This is a genomic window from Paenibacillus massiliensis subsp. panacisoli DSM 21345 (assembly GCF_000426545.1).
Classification (GTDB): domain Bacteria; phylum Bacillota; class Bacilli; order Paenibacillales; family Paenibacillaceae; genus Paenibacillus; species Paenibacillus panacisoli.
Genome location: NZ_AUFO01000011.1, coordinates 99,372 through 118,769 on the forward strand (window position 1 = coordinate 99,372; position 19,398 = coordinate 118,769).

The following is a 19,398-nucleotide window of genomic DNA, read 5'->3' on the forward strand; positions in this document are numbered from 1 at the left end:
GGCCTATACAATCTATAAGGTCTGCAAGCTACTACTCTCAGGCTTGGGAGGGTGCTTTGCAGGCCTTATTTTGCTTTTAAAAGAGATTAATTGCGAATGATAAAGACAAACACAAACACAATCAGCATGCTTCGTCCGCTGGACTTGGGTTATAATTTTAATAGGAAAATATCAACAAGAGACGAGCATACCCTTGGGGCTAGAGGGAGGCGGAAATGAACAGATTATATGATAATACCTTTGGGCAGGAGCCGTTTTTGCGGGCAGTTCGGCTTCTTCGGGAGATGATTCCATATGAATCAAGCTATCCGTTTAATTTGGGGGTCGTCAGGCAGTTGTCGGAGCTACAATTTCATCCTGCGGTCACATATATAGTAGGCGAGAACGGTGCAGGCAAGTCCACACTGATGGAAGCGATAGCCGTAGCTTGGGGCTTCAACGCCGAAGGTGGAACGCGAAATAATATCTTCTCTACGCAGGCAACACATTCCTCGTTGTATAACTATTTACGACTGGTACGGAGCACACGTCAGGCACGAGATGGTTTCTTCTTCAGAGCGGAAAGCTATTATAATCTGGCTACTCATATAGACGAGCTGGATCTGGACGAGCTGGATGCAGCACCAGGGCCCAAGATCAAGGATGCATACGGAGGGAAATCTTTGCACGAGCAATCGCATGGTGAATCGTTCTTTGCTGCTTTTGTACATCGCTTTCGTGGGAATGGATTGTACATTCTTGATGAGCCGGAGGCTGCCCTATCTCCGCTCCGTCAAATGGCCATGCTGACTCGCATTCATCAGTTGGTGCGACAAGGCTCCCAATTTATCATTTCTACGCATTCTCCGATTATTATGGCCTATCCGCAGTCATGGATTTACAAGGTAGATGAGGAGGGGCTGAATCGGTGCAGCCTGGAGGAGACAGACCATTATATTGTCACCAAGGAATTCATGAACAATCGGGAGCGTATGCTTGGTGAGCTACTGGATGATGAGGATGAGTGAACAGATCACATGTGAGTATAAAGTCGCTGCTGGCTGATCGCTGCTGGCTGATGTGATGCATTAACTCGGCTTATATATAATGCTAATTTCCTGCTGTCTCCTTAGTGCTTCCTCCAAAAATATGCTGGAATGGTTTACGTAAGATAATACCTCTCTTAAGATGGTATCACGTTGAACCATGGCTACTTGGGTGGCAGCATGGACAGTTGGACTGCAATCAAGGTCCTCTGGAAGGAGGTCTGAACATGAAGCAATCACACAGTGCAGTGTTCCGATCCGTCGCCGTGGAGCCTCTCGCTGAGGGTATACTGAGCGGTATGAGCTTCATGGTGAAGGATGTATTTGCCGTCAAGGGCCATACCAATAGTGCGGGCAATCCAAGCTGGCTCTCCTCGCATACTCCGGCTGAGCAGCATGCCGAGGCAGTGCAGCTTCTTCTGCAGCAAGGGGCGAGGCTGTCGGCGATGACGCATACGGACGAATTGATGTACAGCCTGAACGGTGAAAATGTTCATTATGGAACACCATTAAATCCCGAGGCCCCGGATCGCATACCCGGAGGCTCTTCCAGCGGCTCCGCCTCTGCTGTAGCCTCCGGGCTGGCTGATTTTACGCTAGGAACAGATACGGGCGGTTCAGTTCGAGTGCCTTCAGCTTATTGTGGCGTGTACGGGATGCGGCCAACATATGGCAGTGTGTCATTAGACGGCGTCATCCCCTTGGCAGGTAGCTTTGATACGGTGGGCTGGATCGCTCGTGATCCTGAGCTGATGCTGAAGCTTGGCCGGGCATTGTTGCCTTCTAACCGCTTCGGAGAAATCGGATTCACGCGCATGCTATTCCCCGAAGAAGCGTGGGAGCTGGCTGATGAGAGCAGTCGTGGTATTCTGGAGAATGAGCTAAGCAAGCTGGGGAGCTTACAAGTGGAACGTGAAATGGCACGTATTGCTCCAGAGGGGCTAGCTGAGTGGATGAGCGTATTTCGTATCATACAGGGCTACGAGATATGGCAGACCCATGGCGAATGGATCGAGCGCACGAAGCCTGTCTTTGGGCCCGACATCACAGAGCGCTTCGCTTGGGCTCGCACCATTGAGCAGGTGGACTATAGAGAGCAACAGCACCGGAGACAGCAGATGATGAAGCAATTGACTCGTGTGCTCTCAAACGGGGAGTTGCTCGTTATTCCGACTACGCCGGGGGCTGCTCCCAAGCTGGGGCTTGCCGGGGCACACATCGAGAGACGCAGAAGCCAGACGATGCAGCTGACCTGCATTGCTGGATTATGCGGACTACCTCAGCTAACGATTCCCCTTGGCACGGATCAGGGCTGTCCACTGGCAATCTCCGTAATTGCGGGTCAGAATCAGGACCTACGCCTTCTGGAATGGGCTGTGAGCATCCTTCCTGTATTGAAGTCATAGTTGCAAGAGACAGATTTGGTTGGGTACTAGGCTCGCAATCAAAATCATATTAGCCAAGCAGAGCAGCGTTCTCCTAGTGGAGAATTGCTGCTCTTTTGCATATACGAGGTGTAGTTTATTTCGTTAAAGGAGGTAAAGAGTTTGCATTCTGAATCGTTATATCGTAATATATGAATATAACGATTTTGTGAAGGGGATTAGCACTGATGCAAAAGGATGTCATCACAACGTATGAAGAAGCTGCAGAACTGCTGAAGGCGCTGGCCCATCCTGTAAGGCTATGTATTGTCAACGGGTTGCTGACCAAGAAGGAGTGTAATGTGGCCTTCATGCAGGAATGTCTGGATCTTCCACAATCAACAGTATCCCAGCATTTACAGAAGCTGCGTAGCGCAGGGATCGTCGAGGCGAAGCGCAATGGCTTGGAAGTATACTATACGATTGCGAACGACCGAATCAGACAACTGGTAAGGGTGCTCGTTGCAGAGGAGGAAATATTTCATGGGTAAGAAAATTGTCATTGTCGGCGGGGTAGCAGGGGGGGCATCTGCTGCGGCCAGATTGAGGAGACTGGATGAGAGTGCCCACATTGTTCTGGTTGAGAGGGGCTCGTATATATCCTATGCGAACTGTGGTCTACCCTATTATATAGGTGGGGTGATCACAGACCGTTCCAGGCTAATGGTGCAGACCCCGGAAGCCATGCGACAACGGTTCAATCTGGATATTCGGACGGATAGCGAAGTCATTGGTATAGATCCGGACAGGAAGATTGTCCATATTCACAGCAAAGAACGTGGAAGCTACGAGGAGAGCTATGATCAGGTTATTCTGTCTCCAGGTGCACGACCACTGAGGCCACAGCTTCCGGGCATAGACAGTCCACGTATTTATACGCTGCGCAGCATCCCAGATACAGATCGAATCAGACAAATGATTACCGAGGATGGTATTTCATCAGCCATTGTCATCGGGGGCGGCTTCATCGGCGTGGAGATGGCTGAGAATCTGCGAGAGGCTGGTCTTGCTGTCACGCTGGTCGAAGGAGGTCCTCAGCTCCTGTCACCATTGGATTCAGAAATGGCTGGGATTGTTGCGAAGGAGATGGAGCAGCGTGGTGTCGAACTGCTGATGTCCCGCAAGGTTCAATCGTTCCGGGATGTAGCAGATGGTATTGAGGTGCACATGGCGGATGGCTCCTTTATTCAAGGTAATATGGTGCTGCTTGCTATTGGTGTTACCCCGGACACGGATTTTCTGCGGGAGAGCGGGATCGAACGGGGCCCTCGCGGCCATATCCTTGTAAATGAGAGATTGGAGACAAGTCTTGGAGATGTGTATGCAGTAGGAGATGCTGTGGCTGTCAGAGACTATGTCAATGGGGCGATCACAGCGGTGCCTCTTGCCGGTCCTGCCAACAAGCAGGGGCGAATTGCTGCAGACAATATCTGTGGTCTGAACAGAACATATGAAGGCTCACAGGGTACGTCCATTTTGAAGGTGTTTGATATGACAGCAGCGTCAACGGGGAACAATGAGAAAACGTTGATCAGAGAAGGTATACCTTATCACGTGATCTATGTTCATCCTTCCTCACATGCGACTTATTATCCAGGAGCAATGCCAATGACCATCAAGCTCCTGTTCAACGATGAGGGGATCATTCTTGGTGCGCAAGCAGTGGGCCATGAGGGCGTGGATAAGCGTATAGATACCCTCGCGACGGTCATCCGTATGCGGGGCACGGTGACGGATCTGACGGAGCTGGAGCTGGCTTACGCTCCTCCCTATTCCTCGGCCAAGGACCCTGTGAACATGGCGGGCTACACTGCAGACAATGTATTAATGGGACTGGTGGACGTATTCGTCCCACAGGAGCTGCAAGGACGTGATCCCGAGCATACGATTCTGGTTGATTTACGAACAGAGCTGGAGCATAACAATGGTCACATCCCGGGCTCGTTGCTTATTCCAGTAGATGAGCTGCGAGATCGACTGCAGGAGCTGGATATAGAGAAGGAGATTTGGGTCTATTGTCAGGTAGGTCTTCGTGGATATACGGCCTCAAGAATTCTAAGTCAGCTTGGTTATAAGGTTAGAAATCTGACAGGAGGATACAAGAGCTATCAAATGTTCAAGTATCAGCCGGGACAAGGTGATGCCAGTAGCACAAATCAGACAGTCAAAAGGGAGATAGCAGCAACGAGCTCGGCCCCGGTATCAGCTGCACATGAGTCATTCACCCACAGCATGTCAGGTGAGACTAGTACGAATGTTGCCCATGCAGACGTTGTGCTTGATGCCTGTGGACTATCCTGTCCTGGTCCGTTAATCCAGGTGCGCCAGCAGATGGATCAGCTAAGCGAGGGTCAGGTACTCCATGTTATTGCGTCAGATCCTGGCTTCTACGAGGATATTCGCTCTTGGGCGAATATGGTTCAAGCTGAGCTGCTTCAGCTTAACAGACTGCCAGGTGGGCGAATTGAGGCCTATATTCAGAAGGGGAAGGGCCTGGAGCCGAACGCTGAATTGAATCGAGGGGCATCTGCGTCAGGCACCAGTATGGTTGTATTCAGTGGCGACCTGGATAAAGCTATTGCATCCTTCATCATTGCTAATGGAGCAGCAGCTAGCGGCAAGAAGGTCACGATGTTCTTCACGTTCTGGGGATTGAATGTCATTCGCAAGTCCACCAAGACACCTGTCGTCAAAAATGGGATCAGTCGTATGTTCGGCCTCATGATGCCGCGTGGTAGCCGTAAGCTCCCGCTGTCACGTATGAACATGCTTGGTGCGGGCCCAAAAATGATCCGTGGTGTCATGAACAGCCAGGGAATTCTCTCTTTGGAGCAGCTGATCGAGACGGCGATCCAGCAGGGAGTGGAGCTTGTCGCCTGTCAAATGTCGATGGATGTCATGGGCATCAAGCCAGAGGAGCTGATTGACGGTGTACGACTTGGCGGAGTGGGCTACTACCTGGGGCAAGCGGATCAATCGGGAATTAATCTCTTTATCTAAATTGACATCCAATGGGGCTATCCCAAATTGGCTGTGCAGGACTAGTGGACATTTCTACACACAGGAACTTTATCCAGTCAGGGAGTAACTTGATTTACAATAGACAGGCCGTCATCCAGGATCATGGGTGACGGCTTATTTCTATTACTATAGTACTTTTATTACTGTGTTTTTCTATAATTGATTTTTTCGAGATGCCTTGTTCCTATCAGGTCCTACTTACGATATGCTAATTTTTTCATTTCCTTTACATAGAATTGAATTCGCTCTGATATTTCAGCAGTATGATAGTTCATGTTTGGTATAGTTCCAGAGTGTTAACAAATCTACCAAAAAAGGGGTCAGTGTACGTGAAAGTCAAAAACAGATTGATGTTTGTTGCCCTGTGGATCTTAGTTATAGGGCTGATGGCAGGCTGCGCATCCGGAGGTGCAGGCACCACTACAGAAAGTAACGGAGCCGGAACGCAGCCAGCAGGGGAAACCACTGGGGATACCTCTTCCGCAAACAAGGAAATTCCGGAGCTGAAGGTGAGCTTTGTACCATCCAAAGATCCGGAGCAGATCGTAACGGCAACCGAGCCGCTTAAGGAGCTTCTCAAGAAGCAACTGGAGACGGAAGGCTATACAGTGGGTAACGTAGACATCAATGTTGGAACCACATACGAAGCTGTTGGTGAAGCACTGTCAGCGGGGACTACAGATATCGGCTTTATTCCGGGAGGTACTTATGCTCTGTATGATGATGGAGCAGACGTCATTCTGACGGCAACCCGTGCAGGACTGTCCAATGACTCCGATGCGGCGAAGGATTGGAATGACAACAAGCCGACAGACCCTACAAGCGATCAAGTTACTTATTACCGCAGCCTTTTCATCGCGGGTCCTACGGACAAGGGTAAAGAGCTGGCTGAGAAAGTAAATAAAGGTGAGCAATTGACTTGGGAGGATCTGAACAGTGCGAACTGGGCCGTTATGTCTTCCTCATCCTCGGCTGGATATATCTATCCTACCCTGTGGTTGCAGGACAATTTCCAGAAGAGCCTGACAGATCTGGCTCATGTTACACAATCGGACTCCTACGGTAGTTCCTTTGCGCGACTGGCTTCCGGACAAGCTGATATTATCGTAGCTTATGCGGATGCAAGAAGAGACTACGTGGATCAATGGACAAAAGACTTCGGTCGTAGCGGCACAATCTGGGATGAGACTAATGTTATTGGTGTAACACAGCCAATCTACAACGATACCATCAGTGTAAGCAAGACAAGCCCAATCATGGATGATGCCTTCAAGGCTGCACTGCAAAAAGCGTTCATCGCTATTGCACAGACACCAGAAGGCAAAGAAGTCATCGCAGTCTACACGCATGAAGGTTATAAGGAAGCTACAGCAGCTGATTACGATGGCGAGAGAAAAGCCCAAGAGCTGCTCAGAAATATGAAGAAGTAAGACAGCAACGGGCACTTACGATAAATATCAGAGATGGCCCATCATGGAGACCAATGAGAACATCGGCTTTTTGGATGTTCTCATTGGTTTTATGAATCTTCCCGCCATGTTATTAAGCTTCTCACGGGGTTATGAATCTCTCACTAATAACGATTGGAGTAGTTCCATGATCGAATTTAATCATGTTGATAAGACTTATAGCAATGGAACGACGGCATTGCGAGATATTAATCTGAAGATTGAGCAGGGGGAGTTCGTAGCGGTCATCGGTCTCTCCGGTGCCGGCAAATCTACGCTCATTCGCTGCATTAACCGAATGCATGACATCACTGGAGGCACACTGCTGGTTGATAAGGTAGATGTGGCCAAGCTGAAGGGAAAGCAGGTTCGACAGTTTCGGCGGAGAATCGGAATGATCTTCCAATCCTTCAATCTGGTGACGAGGACGACGGTCATTAACAATGTATTGGTCTCCTTTGTTCCGGACCTGCCGCATTGGCGTAAATGGATAGGGCTGTACACGAAGGAACAGAAGATCAAGGCACTGGAGGCCTTGGATAAGGTCGGTATACTCGACAAGGCATTCGTCCGTGTAGATCAGCTATCAGGTGGTCAGCAACAGCGGGTAGCGCTGGCGCGTACCTTGGCCCAGAGCCCTGATATCATTTTGGCGGATGAGCCGATTGCTTCACTGGACCCGGTGACGTCACGTATCGTCATGGACGATTTCAAGAACATTAACAAGGCTATGAATATTTCCGTCATTATGAATATTCACCATGTGGAAATCGCGTTGGAATATGCAGATCGTATTATCGGAATTAACAAAGGCGAGGTCGTATTTGACGGCGCAGCTTCCCAAGTGACTACAGATATTCTGGAGCACATTTATGGAGGCAAATTTGAGGAGGAGAAAGCATCCTTTAACGAGCATGCAGCAGAGCCCGTTGCCGTAGGAGGAGGCTCTGTCTATGGTGGATAAGCTCTTTCCTCCACACCAGATCAAGCTACCCAGTGGCAAAGTCGTCCTGCAAAGAAGATCAAGAACACCGCTGGTCATCATTATTCTGTTGATTTGCACCATCTTCTCGGTTCAGTTCACCGGCTTCAAGCTGGATGTGCTGTTCTCGCGGATCGGTCAATTTTTTGTCATTATCGGGAATATGATTCCTCCCAATTGGAACAGCTTCTCATCCATATGGGGACCGCTGCTGGATACGCTCAAGATGTCCTTGCTCGGCTCCATGATCGGGGCGGCGCTTGCCCTGCCGGCGGCTGTGCTGGCTTCCTCGAATATTGTTCATAATAAAGTTATCGTCGTCATCAGCAAGACATTACTGAGTCTGCTGAGAACAATGCCAACCCTAGTGACTGCACTGATTGCTACCTTCATCTTCGGATTGGGGCCGATGGCAGGAACGGTAGCAATCATGCTCTTTACCGTATCGTATGTGGGGAAGCTGGTCTACGAGCAGATTGAAAACGTCGATATGGGAGCCTTTGAGGCTATGGAGTCCATCGGAATGACGAGAATCCAGGCTTTTCGTTACGCGACACTCCCGCAGATTCTTCCGAGCTATCTGTCGACCTCCCTATTTTGCTTTGAGGGCAATGTCCGTTATGCAGCGATTCTGGGTTATGTCGGGGCCGGAGGGATCGGACTGCTCATCAATGAGAATCTGGGCTGGCGGGAGTATTCCAGCGTCGGCATGATCATTTTGTCGTTGATCGTCACCGTATACATCATTGAGACGATAAGCGAGCATTTCCGGAAAAAGTTAATCTAAGAATAAATTTCATAATACCTTTAGCTGCTTCAATGTATGACTAGATATAGATCAAAACGGTTTAGTTTGTCTGTATCTAGTTACCAAAAATCGTGTTGTTCATTTATGAAATTTATTCCTAAGGGAGAATATAGGACCTATGACGACAGTAGAAAAGGAGCTGCAGGCTGCACCACGCAGTCATCGCTACCTCCTGACCATTATGGCAGTCATTCTCGTGCTCTTTGTATGGTCACTGACGACAGTGAATCTGAACGATATCGACCAGAGCGGAGCAGGGATTGCTATTAATATTTTTAAAGGGCTGTTTCAGCCGGATCTCACCCTGCTCTTCAATTTCACGGAGCAAGGCGTGTTGTACCTGCTGCTTCAGACCGTGGCCATTGCCTTTCTGGGGACGCTGGTAGGCTCTGTGTTGGCTGTCCCGCTTGCTTTTCTGGCTGCATCCAATGTAGTACCAAAACCCGTATCCTGGGTTACAAGGCTACTGCTTATTACGATTCGGACCGTTCCAGCACTGGTATATGGTCTGATGCTGATTCGTGTAACGGGCCCGGGGCCGTTCGCCGGCGTGCTTACCGTGGGGCTCGTCTCCATCGGTATGCTGTCCAAGCTTTTCGTGGATGCGATTGAGGAATTGGATACGAAAGTCCTGGAATCGATGACCTCGGTTGGCTGTACGACATTTGAGAAAATCCGCTTCGGCATCGTACCTCAGTTGTTCTCGGTCTTTCTGTCCGTTATGATCTATCGCTTCGATATGAATATGCGTGAGGCATCCATTCTGGGTCTCGTCGGTGCAGGTGGAATTGGTGCACCGCTGATCTTCGCCATGCGAAGCTACAAGTGGAATCAGGTCGGAGCCATTCTCATTGGGCTGGTAGTCCTGATCCTGATCATCGAGTGGGTATCCAATCGACTTCGTTCCAAGCTGGTCAAGGGCTAGTGGAGCATGATATGAGCATGGAGCCGCTGTAAGTGAGGAGCCCTGTCGACCGCTCATATTCAGCAATATGCCTGGCGGCAAGATATTGACATCTAGCCTCCAAAGGTGATTGAACCCGAGTTATGTAACATGCTGTACAAAAACAGGAGCTACTAGGATTCATTATCCGATAGCTCCTGTTTTTTGTAATTACAGTGCTCGTAGTTTAGTTGGAGAGTTGGGTGTCAGCTCTTGCTGATTACGCGCCAGTTATGGTTCACGGTGGTACTAATGGTTCGTTTCGAACGGATGTAGTCGGCGAGCAGCTCTGCCATGTCCGTCTGTAGCTCCTTAATGACAGGCTTGCCACGGAACATATCGAACCCGCCTCCGCCGCTTGCGCGGTAATTGTTCATGACTACTTCATATTCGGCCTCGGGCTGAAGCGGCTTTCCGTCGAGCTCCAGCATCACTACCCGTTCTCCCACAGAACGTGATACGTCAAGGGTGTAGCTCACGCCCTCCCACATATCGTAGTTATAGGGCTGGGGCTTCGGCAGGAGGAAGGATGGATGAACACCGATGCGGCCATCTGCCTCCAGCAAGAAATAGGTGGCTGATAATTCAAGTGCCTCACGGATATCTTGTCCCGTCACCCTTAAGACACGCAGCGTATTCGGAAATTTGTAGTTGGCGAGAATATCTCGCATTGAGATCTGCTCACCGAAGCCAGGGGCATAATCGTCGAACAGGGCAGAGCAGGAGATGGCTGCTCCGCTAACCTCCATTTGCACCCTGTTGATCCATTCAACGAAGGGATGCTCCTCCAGTCGTGCCTGATGCACATCCACCAGCCGCATGTCATTAGCGGTCTCGCCAATCGGCTGGTCCAGCCAATGCTGCAAGCGCTCCTCGACGGGAGCCGTCCGTTCGAGAATATGCTCCGCTGGCTCCACCTCACCTGCTGCAAGCAGCTCGGAATGGGCCGTGAGCAGTCTCCAGCGAGGCTTAGGGTCGGATTGGCTGTCCGATGCTAACTCCAGCTCCAATATGACTCTGCCAAGAAATTGCCCCTGCGTGCCTGATTGGATGACACAGACGCCGTTCACTTGAAGACCCTCAATCTGTCTATGCTGGTGCCCGGTCAGCAGTACATCCATGCCAGATACCTCGTGACAAAGCTCGTAGCCCTGATTTTCACCCGTCAAGGCCTCGGTGGGCTCCCCGGATTGAAGATCTCGCTCAAAGCCACCGTGATAGGAGACAATGACGATATCCGCCTCCAGCTGCTCCCTGAGATAAGGTACCCAATGCCGGGCACAGGCTACCGGGTCTTCGAAGCGAAGGCCCTCGATATGCTCTGGCAGCTCCCATACGGGAATATGCGCGGTAGTCAGGCCCAGTACGGCGATTCGAATCCCTTCTGATGTATCGTGTAGCAGATAGGGTTGACCAAAGGCTGGCTCACCAGTGGATGCAGATACTGTGTTGGCCGAGAGCCACGGGAAGTCGGATTGCAGCATGGCTTCTTGCAGGTGGGCAAGACCAAAATTGAACTCATGGTTGCCAATGACAGCTCCGGCACAGTGGGCCGCATTCAAGGCAGAGACGACGGCATTGTCGGCAGAGTTATCAATTTTTGCCTGATAATAGGTTAGCGGCGAGCCCTGCAGGCTGTCACCATTATCCACATAAAGCATGCGGTCGCCCCATCTGCCTCGCTCCTCCTGAAGCAGTGTTGCGATTCGAGCGAAGCCAAGGTTGGACGGTCCGCCCTCCATATACGAATAGGGTTGAATGTACCCGTGAATATCACTTGTTGTCAAAATAGCAATTTGACGGCGCACAGCTGCGTTCACGATCGTGTTCCTCCTCTTATGCCGCAGTCCTAGGCGATATTTCCTATATAGCCTCGCCTAGAACTGCGTGTGTAAAATCACCTCTTAAGCTTAGCGCCCGGAATGCCTGACTCTGTATACGTTATGTAAATGCAATGTAAAAAACTACCCTCTTGTCAGGAGACAGGAGGGTAGTCTGGAGCTTGAATAGAGTAATCTAGTCTCAACGAATCTCAACTCATTCTTAACAGGTCTAAATAGAGATTGACGAGGCCTTAGAAGCCGGATATTTCTCTAATCCAGCCTTGATGCATTGGAATGAGTCTATATGAGCCTTAGTGGATCGGATATATCTAGGCTGAGCAGGCTCAGCTTGCGAGAGCTTCAGAGTAGCTCGATATTGCAGGATGCAACGGAATGATCGATGCTGCGGATGTCGTTGCGCTTCCAATGGTAACGGACTCGGTCAGCAGGTTGTTGCTGCCTTGTCTGAGACGCATGCTAGCTTGGCCTGTAACGCCCGCCTTCAGCTGGAAGGTCAAGGTGTACACTGCCTTTCCATCATTGTCGGCTGTAGATGCAAAGGTCGGACTGTATCCATAAGAAGACCAGCTACCGTTAGCACTTTGGAAGCGGGCAATTTGCTCCCCGCCAGGTAAGTAAATGCCAGCACGGAGATCCGATACGGTCTGTCCAGGGTTCAAGCCTTGCGCAGTGACGGTCATGGTGTATGTCCCACCAGCTGCGAGATTACTAGGGACGGACAGGCTGTAGCCAGCAGTTCCGCCCGAGCTTTGAGTAGCACCGTAGGAGCCGGGCTTGAACGTTGTCGGGTCATACCACAGATAGCCTGGAGCCGGCTCTGCCCATGGCTCTAGCTGTGGTTCTGTCGAATTCGCAGGGGTCTCCATGGGCAGCAGAGACGTTGGGGTGTCCAGCGTCAAGCCGTCCACCTGATCGAAGCTGGTGTAATTTTCTTGCATCGCCAGCCATTTCACTGTATTCACAAGGAATACGGCGTCATCCTGCTCCTTGAAGCCGTCATAGGTCTTTTTAGTAGTGCCTGTCTCTTCGCGCAAATATTTCGGGGTAGCATCCTCTACTGGGGAGGAATCGCCGATAAAGGCAGCTTTGCCGAGGCCGCGTTTGGAGATCGCTGCATAAGGGCCTTCTGCCCGTCCTCCACCGTTATAGACCCCTTGATCCACTGCATAGCTCCATGCAGGGATGTTGCCTTGGGGCAGGTACACGATTCCTTTGGCTTGCGCAGGATCAATGATTGCCAGCGTCGAGCCAGCATGCATGGCTACACCGCTCACCCCTGAAGTAATGCCGAAGGCTTGGGACGGAGCAACAATGTCCGTAGCGGTCACATCACCAATTCCGTTGTAGCGAAAGCGGAGTCCAAAATGGTCCGCCAGCCAATCGGAGCTTACGACATCCTGCATGGCAGGTGAGGCGGCTTCAGCAGCAGACATGCCCAGTGTCGGGTTGTGATATGCCCCGCGGCGGTAGCCATTCATAATTTCGGAGGAATCCCAACGGTTCTTGTTACGATCCGCGTTGTAGTGATCCGAGATGAAGAACAAGCCGCCACCTTCTTCCACGAAACGCAGGATAGCGTCCTGTTCGGATTTCTTGAATGGAATATTGGCTTCACCAACGATGAATACATCATAATCCTTCAGCTTGTCATACGTAATGGCTTGTTCTCCAAAAGTATAAGGGATCGAGCGTTCGAGCTGATCCACCTCGAATTGCTCAGCCCGCAGCCCGTCGGCAAAATCGGAGAATGCACCTTCGATGACCCAGTCTGCTGCTCCGGCTGTCTGGGCGTGGGTGTTATCGAACAGAACCTTTTTGCCAGCCCCGTTCTCCAGTGGAGGTACATTGTCGCCGGGATCAGTCCCGCCGTCATTACCGCCGCCGTCGCCATCTCCGTTCCCACCGCCATTGTCACCGCCGCCGTCTCCATCTCCATCTCCAGGAGTACCGTTATCATCGGTTGCCAGAGTGATAGCGCTTGGACTTCTCAGTCCCGGGAAATTATTATAGGTCGCCAGTGTACCCGTTACCCGCACCTTGATGCCGATCAGGTCAGGGTTCGTTTGCAGCCCGTAATCGCCACGGTATGAAGCAGTGAGCTGTACATTCACAAGCTTGGTCTTGTCCTGTTCACTCGCAGTATCTGCGATCAGTACATTGAAGTCGTTAGCAAAAGGGGCCTGGAATTTTGCAGCATTAGAGCCTGTAGCATGTCCAATGATATAGCCCTCTACCGTTACAGAACTACCGTTGTTGCCTAGAGCAATAGCTTCGCTAACGGTCAGCGCGTCCGCCGCTGCCGCCTGCTGTACCGAGTTCCCCGTCCATGATGATAATAAGAGCGTGAAGATGAACATCAGGCTTACTGCGTGTTTGAAGCATCGATTTCTCACTTTGCCAATCCCTCCTGCATGTAATTTTATCCAACACACTTTGAGGGTAACGAAGGAATGATGATTTTACTAACTAATTTTGTAATAAAAATATAAAATTTCGAAAAATAGGTCTTTATACACATATTTTTCTCGCGTTTTGTGTAATGTTGTTTTATCGTGTTTTGTCGTAAAAGCTCGATTCCAATACAAAAGCCCGCTTTCGCTAGAATTCACGAAAGCGGGCTTTTGAAAAAAAAGGACGACGTGTAATTAACGTTTGGCGGTAGAAGCCTCCGCAGTGGCAGGCAGCTCAATCCAGCGAGTCGCCCAATGGGAGATATCATCAAATAATGGGGCGAGCTCTTTGCCTTTGTCCGTAAGGGAATATTCAATGCGTACAGGCTTCTCGGGATATACCGTCCGCTGAACGATACCTTCCTCTTCCAGTTCCTTCAGACGTTCGGATAGAACCTTACCGCTCAGATGAGTCAAGGAGTTCTCGATCGCAGCGAATCGCTGGGGACCATTTAACAATTGATGAACAATCAGCGTGGTCCAGCGTTTACTCAAAATCTCAACCGCTCTCTCGAACCTGGGACACAATTGTGGGAGTTCTATAGTAATCACCTCTTGTTATCATTATATCTAAACTATGCAAATTATACAATGTTACTTTACTAAAATTATATACTTGACGGAAGCTTGTTATTTAAATATAATTCGTTACATAAAGTAATTAGATGATTTGAAGTGTACTTCCTCTTTTGAAGTGTGTACTCGTTCTTTTGAAGTGCACTTATTCAATGGAGTTTCGTTTGTTATGCAGTCTTTATCTTAAGAAAATAAACATTTGTTATCTTAATATCAATGGGTGGAGCTTATGATAAATCTGGATTATGAAGTATGTATTGTTGGTGGTGGTCCGGCAGGGGCTTTGCTTGCTTGTCTATTGGTCGAGAACGGCATCTCTACAATCTTGCTGGAGAAGCAGACGTCTATTGGAGCAGCCTTCCGAGGTGAACTAGTGAATGAAGAAGGCTTCAAGGTGCTGGAGAGGCATGGGATTTTGAAGGAAATGCCCACAGATGCTTATCTGAAGCTGGAGCGCATTGAATACTGGGCACAGCAGCATATTCTCAAGACCATCGCTCCACAAGAGGAGGCCGGTCATGTGGGCATCCACATATCGCAGACCGAGCTGCTTCATGCCATTCTGGAGAGAGCCAGCCGATATGAGCATTTCAAACTACTTACCGGGGCAACGATGATGGATCTGCTTCAGAATGAACAGGGGTACTATTGCGGTGTTACCGTTCGTATGGCAGATGGTGAGCTTCTGAAGGTCCATAGCACAGTTGTTGCAGGCTCGGACGGACGCTATTCCACCGTACGCAAGCGGGCTGGCATTGGGGTAGAGAAGGCGGGACACGGATATGACATGCTCTGGGCGAAGATTCCTACCCCATCCGGTTGGGAGCCCATTTCCAGATTTGCCCTCGTGAACGGGCATCAGCTATCTCTTTTTACTCAGACTCATGAGCATGTACAGATTGGCTGGAATATTGAAGAGCGTTCCTATCCTGCGTTGGTAAAAGGATCTTTTGAGCCGTTCATTCAGCTGTTTGCTCAGGCATTCCCTGATCTGAATGAGCAGGTGAGCAGACATATTACATCATGGAAGGATTTCGTGCTGCTGCAAATATTCAGTGCCAGCTGTGATACCTGGGTGAAGGACGGACTTGTGCTGTTCGGCGATGCCGCTCATACGATGACACCTACAGGGGCCTTCGGCTTGAATGCTGCGCTCGCTGATGCCGATGTGCTCGCTGACGAACTGCTTGCCTGCCTAAGAGCAGGGGATGTGTCCGCAGCTCGATTGAGTCGCTTCGAATATAAGCGACGTGCAGCAGCCGAGCAGCAGCAGGAGCGACAGTTTAGGATGGAAGAAGCGTTCAGCCAGCATTTTGAATATAGCGAGGTCTAACGAGATCTTGCGATGTCTAGTGAGATATGACAAGCTGTCTTAACCATTCATCAAAGTGGCGGGTGGAAGAAGAGCTTTGTCACAGTAAGCTGACCTCTTGGACAATACGTAGATATTTTGAAGATTTCATGGTTCGTTACAGTGGTTCATGAACAGGGACCCTTGACAATGATCATTTACGATGGATAAATACACAGAGCCAAAGGATGGTGCTTCTATGCTTCAACATAATGCAGTAGAATTGCTTCAGGATAAGATTCATACCGTAGTCTCCGAGACAGCCTCCAATATATTAGTAGGCCCGATTAAGCTTCCGGTCAATCTGGACGGGGAGACTGTGGTCTTTCAATGGTACTGCTGGCTTCCAGTGAAGGACCAAGAGGATCGGGAGCTGTGCCGAACGGCAACAGCGGAGACCTTGATCAAGCGTCTGTCTTCCTTTAATCTGGCAGAAGGACAACAATCCAGTGTATTGGTGTACGGCGATTTCGCCCATGCTGAGCACGCGATGATCCGCATGCACAGTATCTGTCATACAGGGGATATCTTCGGCAGTAAGCGTTGTGATTGTGGCTTCCAGCTGCATCAATCCATGAAGATGATTGTAGAGAACGGAGCAGGGGCACTGTTTTATCTGGCTAATCATGAGGGCCGTGGGATAGGCTTGTTCAGCAAAGCGATGGCTTATATCCTGCAGGAGCAGGGCCTGGATACGGTTGAGGCTAACCTGGAGCTAGGCTTCAAGGATGACTCACGTGACTATACTGACGCCATCAGCATTTTGCAGCACTTGAGACAGCTGCCTGTGAAGCTGATTACGAACAACCCCAAGAAGCTTGAGGCTTTGAAATCGTCCGGTATGAATGTTGAGGGCAGAGTTCCGTTATGGGGCGATGTATCCGAGTATAATGCTAGATATCTGAAGACGAAAGTGGAGCGTTCAGGCCACTATGGAGAAAATGAGGGGATCTATCATGAATACGCATGAGGATTTCATGCGTCTGGCATTGAACAATGCCAAGATGACAAAGGGGCAGACGACACCGAATCCCATGGTCGGATCGGTCATCGTGAAGGATGGCAGGATCGTGGGGATCGGAGCACATCTGAAGCCGGGTGAGCCTCACGCCGAGATTCACGCCCTCCGTATGGCTGGAGAGCAAGCTAGAGGGGGGACCATTTATGTCACGCTGGAGCCTTGCTCCCATCATGGACGGACAGGTCCTTGTGCCGAGGCCATCGTAGAGGCGGGGCTGAGCAAGGTAGTTATAGCTGCAATGGACCCGAATCCGCTCGTATCCGGACGTGGCGTACGTATTCTGGAGGAAGCAGGCATTGAGGTCATCCGTGGTGTGCTTGCGGAGGAATCCGAGGCTATGAATGAAGTATTTAACAAATTCATCGTGACGAAGCGCCCCTTCGTCACCTTGAAGGCAGCCGTCACAATGGACGGCAAAATTGCGACTCGTACGGCCAGCAGCAAGTGGATTACCTCCGAGCAGGCGCGTGAGGATGTGCATCAGCTCCGCCATGAAGCGGGAGCTATTCTGACTGGCGTGCAGACCATCATTCATGACGATTCGCAGCTGACGACAAGGCTGCCAGGAGGGAGGAATCCGCTGCGTATCATTCTGGACAGCAAGCTACGAATCCCAATGGAGTCCCGTGTTGTGAATGATGGTGAGGCTCCAACCTGGATTTTTACGGCGGCTAGCTACGATGAAGGCAAGCGTCGTGAGCTGGAACGGCTCGGCGTCCGCGTCATTCCTACTCAAGGAGCGGAGCGTGTGCAGCTAGAGCAGGTACTGGATGAGCTGGGGGCGAATGAGATCTCCTCGTTGCTCGTGGAGGGCGGCGGTGAGATCAACGCTTCCTTTGTGGAGCAGCGGCTCGCTGATAAGCTGGTACTCTATATGGCACCGAAGCTCGTGGGCGGGCAATATGCTCCTACTTTCGTTGAAGGTACAGGAGCGGCCAAGATGGATGAAGCGCTTCGCTTGAACCGTATGACTGCCGAGATGGTTGGACCTGATCTGAAGATTCAGGCTTACTTTCGGTAACGATATTCCTTGCAGATAATAAGGAATGATATGGAATCTGGCAGAGTGAATATAGGGCTCTGAACAGTATTTGAGCTAGCTTGAGGATTGTCTTTAAAATAAGCTTGGAACCTTCCCCCTGCCTTGGCGGGGGTTCTTTGTGTAGATTCAGTGATTTCCAATTGACGAATAATACGGCCCCCCTTAATATTAAAGTCATATTCAAATTCTTGTGGTGTAAGATTGACTGACATGTACCTTATGCGCCTCCGTTTGCTTTACTACTTTCCTAAGGAAAAGCAAGGATGCATAGAAGCGTCGAACCGACTGTGTCTCACCGCATTGAAATTTACTATGGGAGCAGGTATACAGAAAGGAGTCATTGAGATGAAAAAAGCACTTACTAGTTTGATGCTGGCTGGCCTGTTGATTGCAGCGGGCTGCGGCAACAGTACAGGTGGCGAACAGACTGCTGGCGAGAACGGAGTAGGAGGGGCAGGAGATAGCAAGAGCTATAAGATTGCCATCTCACAAATTGTAGAGCATCCATCGCTGGATTCCACTCGTGAAGGCTTCCTCGCAGCATTGAAGGATGCTGGTCTTGAAGAAGGCAAGAATCTGACCGTAGATTACAACAACGCTCAGGGCGATGCAGCCACGAACCTGTCCATTGCCCAGAAGATTGCTTCTGCTGACGCGGACCTGTCACTTGGTATCGCTACGCCATCCGCACAGGCACTCGTGCAGCAGATTCAGGACAAGCCCGTCTTGTTCGCAGCTGTAACTGACCCGCTGGGTGCCAAGATTGTCGACAATCTGGATCAGCCGGGCGGAAATGTAACCGGAGCTTCGGATACGAATCCAGAAGCTGTAGTTGAACTGGTAGACTTCATCGCTACGGAGCTGCCTAATGTGAAGAAGGTTGGCCTGATTCTTAATGAAGGCGAGCCCAATGCAGTGGTCATGGCTGAGAATGCGCAGCAAGCCTTTGCCAAGCATAACATTGAAGTAGTCAAAGCACCGATTACGAACACCTCCGAAGTCAAGCAGGCTGCTGACTCTCTGGTAGGGAATGTAGATGCGATGTTCATTACCCTTGATAATTCTGTAGTTAGTGCCGTGGATACAATCATCCAGGTTGCGAATGATAATGATATTCCGTTCTTCTCCAGTGACCGTGATACGGTGGAGAAGGGAGCCATGGCAACTGTCGGCTTCAAATATTATGATCATGGCTACCAGGTTGGTCAAATGGCTGCCCAGATTCTCGTAGATGGAGCTAAGCCTGGAGATCTCAAGGTTACCGTACCTGACAAGCTGGATCTCATCCTGAACGTCAAAGCAGCGCAAGAACAGGGTGTAGAAGTAACGGATTCCATGAGATCCAAGGTGCAGGACCCGGACAATAATATTATCGAATAGACCAGCAGTGTCTGCACACGGATCGGTTCCCCACGCCTAGGCGGGGGAGCTGGGATAGGGCGTTTCGTTTCTGCCGAAACAGC

15 protein-coding genes are annotated in these 19,398 nt (G+C 50.2%); 12 read left to right on the forward strand and 3 right to left on the reverse strand.

What is annotated here, in order from left to right:
• Positions 1–215 precede the first annotated feature (215 nt).
• The 8 genes from K331_RS0110170 to phnE (K331_RS0110205) all read left to right on the forward strand — a co-directional run bounded on the left by K331_RS0110170 (position 216) and on the right by phnE (K331_RS0110205) (position 9,633).
• Positions 216–1,007 (forward strand): AAA family ATPase, encoded by a 792-nt coding sequence (locus K331_RS0110170; protein WP_028590229.1) that lies wholly within the window; start codon positions 216–218, stop codon positions 1,005–1,007.
• Between the two features lie 245 nt (positions 1,008–1,252).
• Complete coding sequence (locus K331_RS0110175; RefSeq protein WP_028590230.1) at positions 1,253–2,431, forward strand: amidase; 1,179 nt, start codon at positions 1,253–1,255, stop codon at positions 2,429–2,431.
• A gap of 206 nt (positions 2,432–2,637) precedes the next feature.
• A complete protein-coding gene (locus tag K331_RS0110180; protein WP_028590231.1) occupies positions 2,638–2,940 on the forward strand; it encodes an ArsR/SmtB family transcription factor in 303 nt (100 codons plus the stop codon).
• Positions 2,933–5,449, forward strand: a complete 2,517-nt coding sequence (locus tag K331_RS0110185) for an FAD-dependent oxidoreductase (RefSeq protein ID WP_028590232.1) — start codon at positions 2,933–2,935, stop codon at positions 5,447–5,449. Before K331_RS0110180 ends, K331_RS0110185 begins: the two co-directional genes overlap by 8 nt.
• A 350-nt stretch (positions 5,450–5,799) precedes the next feature.
• Positions 5,800–6,900, forward strand: a complete 1,101-nt coding sequence (locus tag K331_RS0110190; RefSeq protein ID WP_084165439.1) for a phosphate/phosphite/phosphonate ABC transporter substrate-binding protein — start codon at positions 5,800–5,802, stop codon at positions 6,898–6,900.
• Positions 6,901–7,066: 166 nt separating this feature from the next.
• The gene (phnC, locus tag K331_RS0110195; RefSeq protein WP_028590234.1) at positions 7,067–7,882 is read left to right on the forward strand and encodes a phosphonate ABC transporter ATP-binding protein; all 816 of its coding nucleotides are present in this window, start codon (positions 7,067–7,069) and stop codon (positions 7,880–7,882) included.
• Positions 7,872–8,687 (forward strand): phosphonate ABC transporter, permease protein PhnE, encoded by an 816-nt coding sequence (phnE, locus tag K331_RS0110200; RefSeq protein WP_018887207.1) that lies wholly within the window; start codon positions 7,872–7,874, stop codon positions 8,685–8,687. The genes phnC and phnE (K331_RS0110200) overlap by 11 nt, the downstream gene beginning before the upstream one ends.
• A gap of 139 nt (positions 8,688–8,826) precedes the next feature.
• Positions 8,827–9,633: a phosphonate ABC transporter, permease protein PhnE gene (phnE, locus tag K331_RS0110205; protein ID WP_028590235.1), complete on the forward strand. Its 807-nt coding sequence runs from the start codon at positions 8,827–8,829 to the stop codon at positions 9,631–9,633.
• Between the two features lie 224 nt (positions 9,634–9,857).
• Here phnE (K331_RS0110205) and K331_RS0110210 read toward each other — a convergent pair whose 3' ends face one another.
• From K331_RS0110210 to K331_RS0110220, 3 genes are all read right to left on the reverse strand, one after another.
• Positions 9,858–11,471, reverse strand: coding sequence for a bifunctional metallophosphatase/5'-nucleotidase (locus tag K331_RS0110210; RefSeq protein WP_028590236.1), 1,614 nt, complete (start codon positions 11,469–11,471; stop codon positions 9,858–9,860).
• A gap of 347 nt (positions 11,472–11,818) precedes the next feature.
• A complete protein-coding gene (locus K331_RS0110215) occupies positions 11,819–13,852 on the reverse strand; it encodes a DUF6359 domain-containing protein (RefSeq protein WP_404821480.1) in 2,034 nt (677 codons plus the stop codon).
• Positions 13,853–14,140: 288 nt separating this feature from the next.
• Positions 14,141–14,488 (reverse strand): winged helix-turn-helix transcriptional regulator, encoded by a 348-nt coding sequence (locus tag K331_RS0110220; protein ID WP_025680695.1) that lies wholly within the window; start codon positions 14,486–14,488, stop codon positions 14,141–14,143.
• Positions 14,489–14,750: 262 nt separating this feature from the next.
• On the opposite strand from K331_RS0110220, the gene K331_RS0110225 reads away from it, so the two are divergent.
• The 4 genes from K331_RS0110225 to K331_RS0110245 all read left to right on the forward strand — a co-directional run bounded on the left by K331_RS0110225 (position 14,751) and on the right by K331_RS0110245 (position 19,315).
• Complete coding sequence (locus K331_RS0110225; protein WP_084165443.1) at positions 14,751–15,854, forward strand: FAD-dependent monooxygenase; 1,104 nt, start codon at positions 14,751–14,753, stop codon at positions 15,852–15,854.
• A 217-nt stretch (positions 15,855–16,071) separates the two neighbouring features.
• The gene (locus K331_RS0110230) at positions 16,072–16,842 is read left to right on the forward strand and encodes a GTP cyclohydrolase II (RefSeq protein WP_028590239.1); all 771 of its coding nucleotides are present in this window, start codon (positions 16,072–16,074) and stop codon (positions 16,840–16,842) included.
• On the forward strand, positions 16,829–17,914 hold the full coding sequence (gene ribD / locus K331_RS0110235) for a bifunctional diaminohydroxyphosphoribosylaminopyrimidine deaminase/5-amino-6-(5-phosphoribosylamino)uracil reductase RibD (protein WP_028590240.1): 1,086 nt from the start codon (positions 16,829–16,831) through the stop codon (positions 17,912–17,914). Before K331_RS0110230 ends, ribD begins: the two co-directional genes overlap by 14 nt.
• 366 nt (positions 17,915–18,280) lie before the next feature.
• A complete protein-coding gene (locus K331_RS0110245) occupies positions 18,281–19,315 on the forward strand; it encodes an ABC transporter substrate-binding protein (protein WP_028590242.1) in 1,035 nt (344 codons plus the stop codon).
• Positions 19,316–19,398: the final 83 nt, after the last annotated feature.

Bases quoted from the DNA above. Each gene is read 5' to 3' on its own strand.
- K331_RS0110170 (WP_028590229.1), top strand. From the start codon at position 216: ATGAACAGATTATATGATAATACCTTTGGGCAGGAGCCGTTTTTGCGG.
- K331_RS0110175 (WP_028590230.1), top strand. From the start codon at position 1,253: ATGAAGCAATCACACAGTGCAGTGTTCCGATCCGTCGCCGTGGAGCCT.
- K331_RS0110180 (WP_028590231.1), top strand. From the start codon at position 2,638: ATGCAAAAGGATGTCATCACAACGTATGAAGAAGCTGCAGAACTGCTG.
- K331_RS0110185 (WP_028590232.1), top strand. From the start codon at position 2,933: ATGGGTAAGAAAATTGTCATTGTCGGCGGGGTAGCAGGGGGGGCATCT.
- phnC (WP_028590234.1), top strand. From the start codon at position 7,067: ATGATCGAATTTAATCATGTTGATAAGACTTATAGCAATGGAACGACG.
- phnE (WP_018887207.1), top strand. From the start codon at position 7,872: ATGGTGGATAAGCTCTTTCCTCCACACCAGATCAAGCTACCCAGTGGC.
- phnE (WP_028590235.1), top strand. From the start codon at position 8,827: ATGACGACAGTAGAAAAGGAGCTGCAGGCTGCACCACGCAGTCATCGC.
- K331_RS0110215 (WP_404821480.1), bottom strand. From the start codon at position 13,852: ATGTTCATCTTCACGCTCTTATTATCATCATGGACGGGGAACTCGGTA.
- K331_RS0110225 (WP_084165443.1), top strand. From the start codon at position 14,751: ATGATAAATCTGGATTATGAAGTATGTATTGTTGGTGGTGGTCCGGCA.
- K331_RS0110230 (WP_028590239.1), top strand. From the start codon at position 16,072: ATGCTTCAACATAATGCAGTAGAATTGCTTCAGGATAAGATTCATACC.
- ribD (WP_028590240.1), top strand. From the start codon at position 16,829: ATGAATACGCATGAGGATTTCATGCGTCTGGCATTGAACAATGCCAAG.
- K331_RS0110245 (WP_028590242.1), top strand. From the start codon at position 18,281: ATGAAAAAAGCACTTACTAGTTTGATGCTGGCTGGCCTGTTGATTGCA.